Annotated in this window: 14 protein-coding genes; 3 read left to right on the top strand and 11 right to left on the bottom strand. The window is 46.1% G+C overall.

Annotation, left to right across the window (positions count from 1 at the left end; genetic code table 11):
- Nucleotides 1–112: 112 nt before the first annotated feature.
- Nucleotides 113–388, top strand: a complete 276-nt coding sequence (locus tag PTW35_RS09145; RefSeq protein ID WP_281024716.1) for a hypothetical protein — start codon at nucleotides 113–115, stop codon at nucleotides 386–388.
- A gap of 281 nt (nucleotides 389–669) precedes the next feature.
- The gene (locus tag PTW35_RS09140; RefSeq protein WP_231569014.1) at nucleotides 670–930 is read left to right on the top strand and encodes a hypothetical protein; all 261 of its coding nucleotides are present in this window, start codon (nucleotides 670–672) and stop codon (nucleotides 928–930) included.
- Between the two features lie 33 nt (nucleotides 931–963).
- Here the strand turns inward: PTW35_RS09140 and uspE are convergent, their stop codons facing one another.
- The 10 genes from uspE to ccoN all read right to left on the bottom strand — a co-directional run bounded on the left by uspE (nucleotide 964) and on the right by ccoN (nucleotide 10,088).
- A complete protein-coding gene (gene uspE / locus PTW35_RS09135) occupies nucleotides 964–1,905 on the bottom strand; it encodes a universal stress protein UspE (protein WP_281024715.1) in 942 nt (313 codons plus the stop codon).
- A gap of 260 nt (nucleotides 1,906–2,165) precedes the next feature.
- On the bottom strand, nucleotides 2,166–2,921 hold the full coding sequence (locus tag PTW35_RS09130) for an FNR family transcription factor (RefSeq protein ID WP_039461230.1): 756 nt from the start codon (nucleotides 2,919–2,921) through the stop codon (nucleotides 2,166–2,168).
- Nucleotides 2,922–2,996: 75 nt separating this feature from the next.
- Nucleotides 2,997–3,674 (bottom strand): sulfite exporter TauE/SafE family protein, encoded by a 678-nt coding sequence (locus tag PTW35_RS09125; RefSeq protein ID WP_281027474.1) that lies wholly within the window; start codon nucleotides 3,672–3,674, stop codon nucleotides 2,997–2,999.
- Nucleotides 3,664–3,873, bottom strand: a complete 210-nt coding sequence (gene ccoS / locus PTW35_RS09120) for a cbb3-type cytochrome oxidase assembly protein CcoS (protein WP_044623360.1) — start codon at nucleotides 3,871–3,873, stop codon at nucleotides 3,664–3,666. The genes PTW35_RS09125 and ccoS overlap by 11 nt, the downstream gene beginning before the upstream one ends.
- The gene (locus tag PTW35_RS09115) at nucleotides 3,866–6,259 is read right to left on the bottom strand and encodes a heavy metal translocating P-type ATPase (protein WP_281024714.1); all 2,394 of its coding nucleotides are present in this window, start codon (nucleotides 6,257–6,259) and stop codon (nucleotides 3,866–3,868) included. Before PTW35_RS09115 ends, ccoS begins: the two co-directional genes overlap by 8 nt.
- On the bottom strand, nucleotides 6,256–6,747 hold the full coding sequence (locus PTW35_RS09110; protein WP_039461225.1) for a FixH family protein: 492 nt from the start codon (nucleotides 6,745–6,747) through the stop codon (nucleotides 6,256–6,258). The genes PTW35_RS09115 and PTW35_RS09110 overlap by 4 nt, the downstream gene beginning before the upstream one ends.
- Before the next feature lie 120 nt (nucleotides 6,748–6,867).
- Complete coding sequence (ccoP, locus tag PTW35_RS09105; protein WP_281024713.1) at nucleotides 6,868–7,848, bottom strand: cytochrome-c oxidase, cbb3-type subunit III; 981 nt, start codon at nucleotides 7,846–7,848, stop codon at nucleotides 6,868–6,870.
- A gap of 5 nt (nucleotides 7,849–7,853) precedes the next feature.
- Nucleotides 7,854–8,027 carry a CcoQ/FixQ family Cbb3-type cytochrome c oxidase assembly chaperone gene (locus tag PTW35_RS09100; RefSeq protein WP_039461220.1) on the bottom strand — a complete coding sequence of 58 codons (174 nt, stop codon included), beginning with the start codon at nucleotides 8,025–8,027 and terminating at the stop codon, nucleotides 7,854–7,856.
- A 9-nt stretch (nucleotides 8,028–8,036) separates the two neighbouring features.
- Nucleotides 8,037–8,648 (bottom strand): cytochrome-c oxidase, cbb3-type subunit II, encoded by a 612-nt coding sequence (ccoO, locus tag PTW35_RS09095; protein ID WP_281024712.1) that lies wholly within the window; start codon nucleotides 8,646–8,648, stop codon nucleotides 8,037–8,039.
- A 12-nt stretch (nucleotides 8,649–8,660) separates the two neighbouring features.
- Complete coding sequence (gene ccoN / locus PTW35_RS09090; protein WP_281024711.1) at nucleotides 8,661–10,088, bottom strand: cytochrome-c oxidase, cbb3-type subunit I; 1,428 nt, start codon at nucleotides 10,086–10,088, stop codon at nucleotides 8,661–8,663.
- A 234-nt stretch (nucleotides 10,089–10,322) separates the two neighbouring features.
- Between ccoN and PTW35_RS09085 the strand changes: the two genes are divergently transcribed.
- Nucleotides 10,323–10,817, top strand: a complete 495-nt coding sequence (locus PTW35_RS09085) for a hypothetical protein (RefSeq protein ID WP_281024710.1) — start codon at nucleotides 10,323–10,325, stop codon at nucleotides 10,815–10,817.
- Between the two features lie 100 nt (nucleotides 10,818–10,917).
- Here the strand turns inward: PTW35_RS09085 and PTW35_RS09080 are convergent, their stop codons facing one another.
- Complete coding sequence (locus tag PTW35_RS09080; protein WP_281024709.1) at nucleotides 10,918–11,640, bottom strand: SDR family oxidoreductase; 723 nt, start codon at nucleotides 11,638–11,640, stop codon at nucleotides 10,918–10,920.
- Between the last annotated feature and the right edge of the window lie 72 nt (nucleotides 11,641–11,712).

Raw genomic sequence — 11,712 nt, 5'->3', positions numbered from 1 at the left:
CACGAGCCACCATACAATGTGTACATCAAGTGAGGGAGTTCAAAACTCACTGAAAAAATTTCTCAACACTCTCATGGACAGAGGGTACTGATAATACACACAGAGGTAGGTTATGAAAAAATCAGCTTTCGTTATCATCAGCGCTTTGGTTCTGTCTTCTCAGGTAATGGCAAACGATGTACTTGACTATCACCTATCAACAGCAGGCGAACGTAGTGCACCAACAACACATCTCATCCAGCAGGCTAACACACCAGCGATGAGTGTACTGCAAGCCCAGTTGAACACTTCAGGTGATGCATCGATGCCTGCTGGCCATGTTGGCGATGCCCGAGTTCATGATTCAAGCAAGTCAGTGTTTGAATACCACTACAATACTGCTAACTAAATCCCCAAAATCGAATCCTTTTTAGGGCTGATGTGTGCTCATCAGCCCTTTTTTATCGGCAATATTTGATGCTATGCCGCTGGCTCATAGCAAAGAGACTAATTAAGATTGGATGTAAGTCGTAATCGGTTATAATGGCGAAAGACAACAAATCATTATAAATCAATATTATGCTTATACCATCCATGATTCGCCGCTCAAAGCCTATCAAAACAGCGCTTGTTGCATTTTGCTTATCTATCTTGGCAGGCTGCTCATCATCTCAATCCCAGCAGCTAGGTATGCGCAGCAGTACTGTGACCAAAACACCTCAGCAAATGACCAACCTTGAAATATGCGAAACTTACGCCTTTGGACGTCGATCCACGCATACTCGGGTTGCTATTGCCAGTGAGTGGAACCGTCGAAACATCAGCCATGCTTACTGCAATAAGATTCGTAATGAACTCTACATAACGGCTTTCTTGAAAAAACTGGCTGATGCAGAAGAAAGGCCGCCGAGTAACCAGGTTCAACCGGTACAGCCCATCGAATTACAGTAGTTATAAAAAAAAGCCTCTTGCGAGGCTTTCTTCTTACGGAAGGTTAGGACTCAAAGGGCTGATATAGCCTTCCGGTTTTAATGCTAGCAGGTCGCAATTCAGACTGTCGATGGTGTGCTCAGCGGTATTACCAATGAAAACAGCAGAGAGTCCAGTACGTCCTGTTGTCCCTAAAATCACCAGTTCTGCATCGATATCTTCCGCAACCTGGGGAATGATGTCTTCAGGCAGCCCTTCAAGGACATGGGTCTGCTCTTCGGGTAATCCGTGCTTATGACGAAGTGCTTTCATGGACTTGAGATGGTGCCCTCTGACAGCATCGGTATAAGAGGCTGGGTCAAACTCCGGCAACTCAATAGTGATGTTAACCGGGGTTGCAGGATAGGCATTCACCAAATTAACTTCAGCCCCGAGTAGATCAGCGATAGACTTAGCTTCTTCTACAATGGCGTCGTTAAGCTGTTCATGAGTTTCATCATCAGCGGCAAGATTCACGCTGGCTAGAATTTTTCCGTTTTCCGGCCAACTGTGATCCTTCACCATCAGAACTGGACAAGGGCACTTACGTAACAGGTGCCAATCGGTCGGGGTAAAAATCACCGAGCCAATCTTATCGTGATCATGGGTTGCTTTGATGAGCAGGTCGTGGTGGTTGCTAAAGATTTCTGCAATGATGGCTTCATAAGGTCGGTTATGCCATACAACAGTGAGTTGGATGTTGAAACCGTCGTCCGTGTAAGGACGGATAAGATCTTTGAGCCATTCTTCTCGTTGCATCACGACACCGCGGCGCATAGCCTGGCGCTCATCTGCGGAAAGCATCGAGGTCATCTCGTAGGAGAAGTCATAGATTGCAAGGAAAAGGGTAATTCTTACATCGTCTGAACGACGAGCAAGGTGTATAGCGCGAGACAATGCTGGTTGATGATCCTGTGCAGGATCGGCAACAACGAGGATATTGCTGTACTTGGTCATAACTGCCCCCTTACACTAACCGTGTTGGCATCTAAACCAGTCTCTGTTCCCTCAAAGGAATGATATCAATCTGTCACTTTTGGGCAGAGAAACATTCAGAGTTATTTTACCCAAATCAGGTTCTTGTTATGAATATGTCACAAAAAGCGTCTTTGGATACTAATAACTTTAACGTAAAGGGAAAGAATAGGGGAGTGACGGTATGAAATTAATATAAAAAAAGTGATACGGCTCGCGTATCACTTTTTACAATCATTCACTTAGGCGATAGTGTTTTTATTTACACCAGCAAGCTTCGCTAGCTCTTCGTGGTTAAGGATCGTGATGTACTTACCTTTGACACTCAACATTTCAGACTTCTGGAAACGACCGAGTAGACGGCTGATTGTTTCAACGGTTAGGCCTAAATAGTTCCCGATATCACCACGTGTCATCGTAAGGCGGAATTCACGCGGTGAGAAGCCACGCTGTGAAAAACGAAGAGACAAGTTGTACAAGAAGGCAGCAAGGCGCTCCTCGGCATTCTTTTTGGAGAGCAGCAAAATCATTTCCTGATCGCCTTTAATCTCATTACTCATCAGACGCATGATTTGCTGACGAAGTTTTGGCATTTTCCCTGACAGATCATCCAGAATTTCAAACGGAATTTCACATACCATCGAAGTTTCCAAAGACTGGGCAAAGCTCGGGTGCATCATTTCATTGATAGCATCGAAACCGACGAGATCGCCGGCCAAGTGAAAGGCAGTGATTTGCTCATCACCTTGCTCAGTAATGGTGTAGCTCTTGATGGTACCCGAACGAATTGCATATAGCGATTTCAGCTCATCACCGGCTTTGAAAAGTTCTTGGCCTTTCTGGATGGGCTTCTTGCGTTCGATAATTTGATCTAGCTGATCTAGCTCAGACTCATTCAACGTAAATGGAATACACAACTGACTGATGCTGCAATCCTGACAGTGGATCGCACATCCGCCTGATTGGATACGTTTGGTTGTTAGTTTGTCTGAAATCATAAGCCTGTCTAACCAATTTGATGTAGGTCAATATTTTAACATAATATGAATCATTATGACGAGTATTAAAAAAGCCTACATTATTTGTTTGATTGCGATATAACCAGTATGAACCCCGTAGGCCAATAACAGCAAGGCGCTCGCTCTCTTAAAGTATAGATTTTTAAGCCACTTTTGCAGATGACTCGCCATTGAGCCAACCGCGAACATAGCGGGCAATGTACCTAATCCAAAGGCCAGCATCACAGTAGCGCCTGATGTGGCACTACCTGCAACCGCTGCCCAGCTCAGCGTGGAATACACCAAACCGCATGGTAGCCATCCCCAGATCACACCGAAGGGGATAGCCGCCAATGGGGTGCGTAAAGGTAGCAGGTTCTTGGCTGCCGGCGATAGGTATCGCCATAGACCTTTACCCAGCCCCTCGATTTTGCTGACACCATGCCACCATTGGCCTATATATAACGCAAGCAAGATCATCATAGCCGCTGCAAGCAAGCGCAGTGATGCTAGAGCTGCTGCTTGCCCACCATAGTTTGCCAAGCTTGCAAATGCACCACCGATAATCGCACCGGCAATCATGTACGACGCGATTCTGCCGAAATTATATAACACTAAATATGGCCAACGTGAAGACTGTTGATTGTTCTGTATGCCCAGGGTGATAGCAGCAGAAACACCTCCACACATCCCTAAACAGTGGCCAGCCCCCATCAGGCCTATGATGAAAGCAGCATAAAAATCAACGCTCACCATGGGAACCACTTATTTTAGATGCAGGCTTTTCCGTAGTGCTTTCGGTTGGTTTTGACTCATCTTCATCAAACAGAATGTCGTATCCTTGTCGCTCAAGATCTTCAAACTGCTCGCTGCGAACAGCCCAGAGAAAAATCCCTACGGCTATACATACGAAGACAATCGCGATTGGGATTAACAAGTAAAGACTAGCCATTTTCTTTTAATAACCTTAAAGAATTTGAAACAACGATGATAGAACTGCCAGACATGCCTACGACCGCGATATAAGGGGCCACAAAACCTGCGACGGCTAGGGGCAGGATGATCAAGTTGTAACCAAGCGCCCAAGCCAAGTTTTCTCGGATAATCTTGCGCGTTTTTTGTGCCAGCTTTCTAGCACGCAAAATGCGAGACAACTGATCACCCAGTAATACCATATCAGCCGATGATTTGGCTATATCCGTGCCTCCACCCATAGCAACAGAAAGGTGTGCACCAGCGAGTACAGGGGCATCGTTAACACCATCACCGATCATTAGGGCAACTTTATCTTTATCTAGGCTTCTCAGGTAATCCAGCTTACCTTCCGGAGATACGCCGGCTTCAAGGTGATCAACACCCAATTTATCAGCCACAAGTTTGGCTGATGCAGAATGATCGCCTGTCAGCATCGTAACTTGCATCCCTTGGGCCTGAAATTGCTTGATAAGCTCAGGGCTGTCTTCGCGGATTGGATCATCCAGCATAAAGCCTGCGACTAACTCGGCATTGCAACTTAGCCAAACTTGAAGGCGGTTGTCACATGCAGCAAGGAGTTGCTCTTTATCGGGATTCAGCTCTAGGGCAAAACTCGCTTTACCAATTCGCCACTCGTTACCATCTAGCGATCCCTTTAGGCCACTACCGATGACATTCTCAACATCACTGAATAGGGGAACCTCTTCGCGGTAAATTGAAAATGCGCGGGCAATTGGGTGATTAGCAAAACGCTCCAATTCAGCAGCGATGATTAGGGCCTGCTCATTACTATGGTTATTGAAGACCTGTGTTTGGACAAGTCGAATATTACCTTCGGTCAGGGTACCCGTTTTATCAATCACGATCTGATTAACATTACACAGGGTTTCCAACACATGCCCGCGTCTTAACAGTATTCCCAGTCGTCCCAAACTAGACGTTGAACAGGTGAGCGCTGTAGGCGTTGCAAGGGAAAGAGCACACGGACAGGTTGCAACCAATACCGCCAGCGTGATCCAGAGAGCATCTTCTGGGCGGTGCTGGTACCAGTAAAGCCAAGTAGCCGCAGAAATGATCAAGATGGCAGCAACAAAATAGCGGGCGACAATGTCTGCAATCTCTGCCACTTTGGGCTTAGAGCTCTGTGCTTCGTCCTGGAGGCGAACGATATTGGAAATCAAAGAGTTCTGCCGATCTTTGGTTACTTTCAGCGTAATATGGCTGTCGCCATTGATCGTTCCGGCAAAAACCGCATCGCCAACTGTTCTGGTAACCGGCATTGATTCGCCGGTCAGCATTGATTCATCAATAGCCGTTTGGCCTTTCACTATCTCCCCATCCGCAGGCAGGCTTTCACCTGGCAATACCGTGACAACGTCACCGACCTTCAGTGTTTTTGCTGCTATCTGGGAGCCATCTTCCAATGTGGCCATTGCAGGAACAAGCTTGAGCAGGTTGGCACTGGCTGCTGCTGCGTGGCGACGAGCTCGCATCTCGAGAAAACGTCCTAGCAAAAGGAAAAATGTAAACATCGAAATCGATTCGAAGAATACTTCGCCTTTTTCCATTACCGTAGCGTAAAGACTGGCGACGTATGCGAACAGTAAGGCAATGGAAACAGGGACGTCCATCCCTAGGGTTCGCGCCCTCAGGTTACGCCATGCGTTGAGATAAAAAGGAAGCGCAGAATAGAGAAGCACCGGTGTAGCGAAAATCAGGCTTACCCAGCGAAGGTAGTTTTTGAACTCGGCATCTAGATCACCAAAGATTTCAAAATACAGGGCTACTGCCAGCATCATCACCTGCATAGTGGCGATTCCGGCAATACCGAGACGATAGAGGTAGCCCTTCATGGTGCGGTGGTACTGCTGTTCTTGAGCGTCTGCTTCAAAAGGAGCCGCTTTGTAGCCTAGGCGGTGGATAACCCCCAAAAGATGGCTGAGTTTTACGCTGTCAGGATCCCAAGCGAGTAGAGCTCGGTGCGTGGTTGTATTGACTTTGATCGAAACAACACCAGGCTCACGCATTAACTGTTTTTCAATCAGCCATGCACAGGCCGCACAGGATACGCCATCGAGAGAAAGCGATGCTTCTTTGCAATTTTCGTTGTCACGGACGAACTCTTGCTGAATTTCGTCATGATCATAGAGGAGGAGTGATTGTAGTTGCTGTGGTACCAAGTCTGCTTTTTCTGCCGGTGCAGTGCGGTACTCGTAATAAGAGGTGAGGCCACTATCAACAATGGTTTGTGCCACGGCTTCACAACCTGGGCAGCACATTTCACGAGTTTGGCCAAGAATTTCTACATGGTGATGGCAATCCTGTGGAACAGGATCGCCGCAGTGATAACAGTCTTTCGTCATTCCTTAATCTGCCCGTACAGCGAAATCGGGTCGGATGTTGGCAGGTTAACACGTCCTTGTAACATCCAGTCTCCATCAAATGGTTCTAGCTCAACAAACCATGGACCTTCAATAACCTCTGGAGATTCAAAGCGATAAGTCCCTGATAAATCGGCGCTCACCATTTGAGTAAAATCTTTATTAGCTAGAGTACGGTGTGTGAATGTCACACGCAAATTTGGATAGTTATCTAGATCACCTTTATTGAAAAAAACGTTGATGTCTTTGTCACTAACAGCAACTTGCGCTTTTAAGTTCAATGCATCGGCAACGCGAAGGCGTGATAGGTCGAGGTTAATCGCCTTGCCTTTTTTGTAATAATCTTCAGCGACTAGATCGACTTTGTTCTGAGAAAAGATATAGACAGCTGTCAGGCTATAAACAATTGAAGTAGCAGGGATGGCAAAAACGAACCATGGCCAGAACTGCTTATACCAAGGTTTACCCATATTGATTACCTATGTCGCTTAGAGGGATTTAGCCCCTGAAGATAACAGGGGCTTGTCGTTAAGTCTCAGGTATTTGTACAAAAAGATTGAACAAATTGTAACTGAGTGTTGTTTGAGTTGTTACTTTGATGTGTCGTTACTTAGGTTCCAAACGTAAGCAGAGATAACCTGAACTTTTTCTTCACCCAGAATATCTTTCCACGCTGGCATCACGCCCTGGCGACCGTGCGCAATGGTTGCTTCAACCGCGCGACGAGAACCGCCGTATAGCCATGTGTTATCTGTCAGGTCAGGCGCCCCAAATGCTGGATTACCCTTACCATCCGTACCATGACACGCTGCACAAACAACAAACTTCTGCTTACCAGCCGCCGCTTCTTTGGCATTGACACTACGTCCAGACATGCTTAGCACATAGCTAGCTACTTCTGTCACACCATCTTTACCCAGCGTTTCAATCCAACCAGGCATCACACCTTGGCGACCTTCCATAATGGTTGTCTTGATAGTTTCGGCTTCACCACCGTACAACCAAGCACCATCAGTTAGGTTAGGGTAGCCAAGCTGGCCACGGGCGTCTGAGCCGTGGCACTGAGCACAGTTCTGCAAGAACAATCGCTGACCGACTTTGATAGCCTCTTCACTTTCAGCAATCTGCGTGATTGGCAATAGCGTATTACCAGAACCATCATATGCCAGTGTCTTGAAGGTCTCGCCAAAACGCGTTTGGGCATCATCCAGCTCTTTTGCGTACTGGTTCAAACGTTGCTCTTTCTGGGCATTGGCAATTGCCAATTTAGACTCCTCGATAGAGCGAACTGTTTGATCTGAGCTCTGCCAGCCCAGGAAGCCTTTGTAGTTACCCAAACCTGGGAAAAGGAATAGGTAAAGCAGGCCGAAAATAATGGTGCCCCAGAACATGTAGGACCACCATTTAGGCAGTGGGTTGTTGATCTCACGAATACCGTCGTATTCATGTCCCATATCCTCACCATCTTCAACACCCATTTTGTCCTTGCTACACCAGATTAGTAGGGCAGCAATACCGGTTAGGGTACCTAGCGTGATGATTGTTATCCATAGACTCCAAAACGTAGTCATGTTTCCTAACTCCTGTCATTCTCACGCGTTGCCAAATCTTTTTCTTCGTCTGCGAAAACCAGGTTTGCAGCCTCATCGAAACGAGATTTTTGGCGTTTACTGTAAGCCCAAAGGACAATACCAATAAAGCTACCGAACAGTATCAGTGTCCAAATGCTATGAATGGTTCCAATATCCATGGCGTCCCCTTATTTCATTGCGTGACCGAGTGACTGGAGGTAAGCAATGATTGCATCCATCTCAGTCTTGCCTTTCACTTCCTCGCCGGCATTAGCCACCTGCTCGTCGGTGTAAGGCACACCGAACTGATTCTTGAAGATTGCAAGCTTCTTCGAGGTCAGTTTGCCATCCAGCACATTCTCTTCCAGCCATGGGAAGCCCGGCATGTTTGACTCAGGAACCACAGCACGAGGATCGCGAAGGTGAACACGGTGCCAGTCATCTGAATAACGTCCGCCAACGCGGGCTAGATCAGGACCTGTACGTTTTGAGCCCCAAAGGAAAGGGTGTTCCCAGACACTTTCACCAGCTACAGAGTAGTGGCCATAGCGCTCGGTTTCCGAACGGAAAGGACGGATCATCTGGCTGTGACAAACGTTACAGCCTTCACGGATGTAAATATCACGGCCTTCCATTTCCAATGCTGTATATGGGCGAAGGTTCTCAACCGGCTCAGTTGTTTGGTCTTGGTAGAGCAATGGGGTAATTTCCACCAAGGCACCGAAACTGATAGCAATCACGATCAGGATTGCAAGAAGGCCGACATTTTTTTCTACAATTTCATGACGATTATTAGCCATTGTCGGTACTCCTTATGCTGGTTGCTCTGTGGCTTTCAGGCTTTCTTTTGGCGCAAGAATTGTCTTATACGCGTTGTATGCCATTAGGAACATACCCGCCAAGAAGATTGCACCACCTACAAAACGCACGAAGTAGAATGGGTAAGACGCCTGTAGTGACTCAACAAAGCTGTAAGTCAGCGTACCGTCTGTGTTGACCGCACGCCACATCAGACCTTGCATCACGCCAGAAATCCACATAGCAACGATATACAGCACAGTACCGATAGTTGCTAGCCAGAAGTGTACGTTAATCAGTTTGATAGAGTACATACGCTCTTGGCCGAACAGTTTAGGGATCAAGTGGTAAACCGCACCGATAGATACCATCGCAACCCAACCTAACGCACCAGAGTGAACGTGACCGATAGTCCAGTCGGTATAGTGAGAAAGGGCGTTTACAGTCTTGATTGACATCATCGGGCCTTCGAAGGTCGACATGCCGTAGAACGACAGAGAGACAACCAAGAAGCGCAATATAGGGTCATAGCGCAATTTGTGCCATGCACCAGATAGCGTCATGATACCGTTGATCATACCACCCCAAGATGGGGCAAATAGGATCAAGGACATCACCATACCCAAAGACTGAGTCCAATCAGGTAGAGCGGTGTAATGTAGGTGGTGAGGGCCTGCCCAGATGTATAGAGAAACTAATGCCCAGAAATGGACAATAGACAGACGGTATGAGTAAACAGGACGACCTGCTTGCTTAGGTACAAAGTAATACATCATCCCCAAGAAGCCTGCTGTTAGCAGGAAACCAACCGCATTGTGCCCATACCACCACTGAATCATGGCATCGACAGCACCAGAGTAAACCGAATACGATTTAGTCATTGATACCGGGATGGCCATACTGTTAACAATGTGCAAGACGGCAACGGTTAGAATGAATGCTCCAAAGAACCAGTTAGCCACATAGATATGTGACGTGTTCCTTTTGATCATTGTACCGAAGAAAACGATGGCGTAGGCTACCCAAACAACGGCAATGGCGATATCAATCGGCCATTCCAGCTCTGCGTATTCTTTACCAGACGTCCAACCTAACGGCAGCGAAATTGCTGCAGATAGAATGATGGCTTGCCAGCCCCAGAAGGTGAACGACGCTAATTTCCCACCAAAAAGCCTTGTTTGACATGTACGCTGTACTACGTAGTAAGACGTAGCAAATAGCGCACTGGTACCGAATGCGAAGATCACTGCATTAGTGTGCAATGGTCGTAAACGGCTGTATGTCAACCAAGGAAGGTCGAAGTTTAGTGCCGGCCATACCAGCTGAGCGGCAATCAATACACCAACGGCCATTCCGACGATTCCCCACAGGATAGTAACCAGGGTGAATTGACGAACGACCGTATAGTTGTAGTTTTGTTCAAGCTGCTTTACTTGGCTCATGTTGCATGCTTCCAATTTTAATTGTTCAACTACACTCTTTTCCTTGTGCGAACAACAAGTTGTCGCAATACCACCCAAAGCTTCAATAATTACTGTGTTGTTTTTTTGAACACCCCAGTAATTAAATTGCTATTTTGTTGTAAAAGTGGCATTTTCAGTGCCTTATACTACTTTAGATAACTAATGATTGACAGAGTCAAGCCCACACAATGTTTACGGTTAAGCAACATTTATGTGAAAACTTTGACCTCTGTAACATGGGAAGCACGTAAAATCATGGCTGCAGAAAAGCTCACCAAAGGTAGATTAATCCAAATTCTTTTTCTTTTAGCTGTATTAATCACGGCATTTGTATGGAGAACAGTCACCTATAACAACAACCAGGCTGAAGATGACACTGCATTAACATGCCAGTTATCAGCAAAACTATGCCATCAAAATGATAGCGGAGAATCGCTAAATATCTCATTAGCACCTTATCCAGCCGTTGCAAATCAAGAGCTCACGATACAAATTGATAACACAAATGTTAAACCGACTGCGTCTGTAGAAGGTGTAAACATGTATATGGGGATTATCCCTGTTACTTTTGAGCAAACATCAGAGGGATGGCTAGGGCGTTTTACGGTTCCTGAATGCATGCATGATGAAATGGAATGGGCTGTTGTCATTGAGCAGGGGAATAGAAAGATAACTGCAACTTTTGTGGTGAAAAAACAAGCAGAATAAGCAGGTTATATTAATATGTTTGTGTTTATAGGGTTTGGCTTTTCAAACCCTATAAATGAGGGATAAATGACAATTGTAACAAGCTTTGATTAAGCCTTAATTACTCACGGTAAATCATTTTTTTTGTCATTCCACCATCGATCACAAAGTTTTGACCAGTAATGAAGCCCGCTTCGTCAGAGATCAAATAGCCGACCATTGAAGCAATGTCTTCGACATGTCCTACACGACCAACAAGGTGCTGCTGATGGTCTAGATCTCGCAAAGGCTCATCGGTCGTGTGAATCCAGCCTGGCGAAATACAATTGACGCGCACATCAGGACCAACACTGGCTGCCAAAGAATGAGTTAAAGCAACGATACCACCTTTTGAAGCACTATAAGCTTCTGTATTAGGCTCCGATTGGATGGCTCGCGTTGATGCAATATTTACAATGCAACCCTTTGTATCTCTAAGTAATGAAACTGTGTGTTTGGCTATCAGCATTGGTGCCGTCAAGTTAACGGCTAATGCCTTGTTCCAGTCGTATATATCTAGTTGATGGAGTGGGGCATTGTAAGGGTTAGCAATAGCGGCATTATTGATAACCGCATCCAGTCTTCCATGCTGGTATTTTATCTCGTCAATGAGCGATGCAATCTGCTGTTCACTGGTAACATCGAGTTGCTTGAAGCGAACTAACGGATTTTCTGACACCAGTTGGAACCCGGCATTCTCATCAATATCAGCTGCAATCACTAACATCTTTTTCGCAAGGTAATTCGCGATTCCTTTACCGATCCCATTAGCTCCGCCAGTGACCAGTACCACTCTATTTTCCATTGTTCCCTCACCATCCATACAACTTGAGATGTCAGCCCCAAATAACGTCAAAATACTTAGGGATATAACTAT

Origin of the sequence: Photobacterium sp. DA100 (assembly GCF_029223585.1) — a bacterium.
Taxonomy (GTDB): domain Bacteria; phylum Pseudomonadota; class Gammaproteobacteria; order Enterobacterales; family Vibrionaceae; genus Photobacterium.
Note: the sequence above shows the minus strand (reverse complement) of the source record. Positions and strands in the feature narration are given on the sequence as shown.

Bases quoted from the DNA above. Each gene is read 5' to 3' on its own strand.
- ccoN (WP_281024711.1), bottom strand. From the start codon at position 10,088: ATGAGCCAAGTAAAGCAGCTTGAACAAAACTACAACTATACGGTCGTT.
- PTW35_RS09115 (WP_281024714.1), bottom strand. From the start codon at position 6,259: ATGACGAAAGACTGTTATCACTGCGGCGATCCTGTTCCACAGGATTGC.
- ccoO (WP_281024712.1), bottom strand. From the start codon at position 8,648: ATGGCTAATAATCGTCATGAAATTGTAGAAAAAAATGTCGGCCTTCTT.
- PTW35_RS09140 (WP_231569014.1), top strand. From the start codon at position 670: ATGCGCAGCAGTACTGTGACCAAAACACCTCAGCAAATGACCAACCTT.
- PTW35_RS09145 (WP_281024716.1), top strand. From the start codon at position 113: ATGAAAAAATCAGCTTTCGTTATCATCAGCGCTTTGGTTCTGTCTTCT.
- ccoP (WP_281024713.1), bottom strand. From the start codon at position 7,848: ATGACTACGTTTTGGAGTCTATGGATAACAATCATCACGCTAGGTACC.
- PTW35_RS09130 (WP_039461230.1), bottom strand. From the start codon at position 2,921: ATGATTTCAGACAAACTAACAACCAAACGTATCCAATCAGGCGGATGT.
- PTW35_RS09110 (WP_039461225.1), bottom strand. From the start codon at position 6,747: ATGGGTAAACCTTGGTATAAGCAGTTCTGGCCATGGTTCGTTTTTGCC.
- PTW35_RS09100 (WP_039461220.1), bottom strand. From the start codon at position 8,027: ATGGATATTGGAACCATTCATAGCATTTGGACACTGATACTGTTCGGT.
- ccoS (WP_044623360.1), bottom strand. From the start codon at position 3,873: ATGGCTAGTCTTTACTTGTTAATCCCAATCGCGATTGTCTTCGTATGT.
- PTW35_RS09080 (WP_281024709.1), bottom strand. From the start codon at position 11,640: ATGGAAAATAGAGTGGTACTGGTCACTGGCGGAGCTAATGGGATCGGT.
- uspE (WP_281024715.1), bottom strand. From the start codon at position 1,905: ATGACCAAGTACAGCAATATCCTCGTTGTTGCCGATCCTGCACAGGAT.